General features: G+C 65.1%; 2 pseudogenes. Both read left to right on the forward strand.

What is annotated here, in order from left to right:
• A pseudogene (locus tag ML01_RS29860) lies at positions 1–291 on the forward strand (hypothetical protein); the annotation flags it as partial.
• 89 nt (positions 292–380) lie between these two features.
• Positions 381–746, forward strand: a pseudogene (locus tag ML01_RS26640) (hypothetical protein); the annotation flags it as partial.

Raw genomic sequence — 746 nt, forward strand, 5'->3', positions numbered from 1 at the left:
TTCATCATGGCGACCGTCACCCACGAACCAGTCAAACAGGCAATGAACCGCATCCGAACCCTCAGCGCCGATGAAGAAGCGCGCCGCCTGGCGTTCGTGCGCGAGCGCGCCTTGCACGACGAGGTGTCCTTCTTGAACGAGGCTAAGCGGGAAGGCCGCGACGAAGGCCGCGAGGAAGGCCGCAAGGAGGCGGCACGCAACCTCATCGCAATGAACCTGTTGACCGACGAGCAGATTGCCGCAGCATCGGGCTTGCCGGCAGAGGTGGTGAAATCGCTCCGCGAGCGCTGACGCACCGGGTCGGCATGCTCAGGACGGCGTCGCACGTTATCACTACCCGCGCCGCCGGCTGCGTACGTAGCCAGGGCTTCCCGCCCTGGTGGCGCTTTGAGATGCGCGATGAGCGCCAGCCGAACGTGTCCCTGGGGAACATCCTGCAGATGAACCTGATCGAACTGAACAAGGCCGACCGCCTTGGCCTCCCGCCCGGCCCGCTGCGCGCCTGGATAACCTTCTTCAAACACTGGCAGGACGAGCTCATCATGGCGACCGTCACCCACGAACCAGTCAAACAGGCAATGAACCGCATCCGAACCCTCAGCGCCGATGAAGAAGCGCGCCGCCTGGCGTTCGTGCGCGAGCGCGCCTTGCACGACGAGGTGTCCTTCTTGAACGAGGCTAAGCGGGAAGGCCGCGACGAAGGCCGCGAGGAAGGCCGCGAGGAAGGCCGCAAGGAGGCGGCACGC

Origin of the sequence: Thiohalocapsa sp. ML1 (genome assembly GCF_001469165.1) — a bacterium.
Lineage (GTDB): Bacteria > Pseudomonadota > Gammaproteobacteria > Chromatiales > Chromatiaceae > Thiohalocapsa.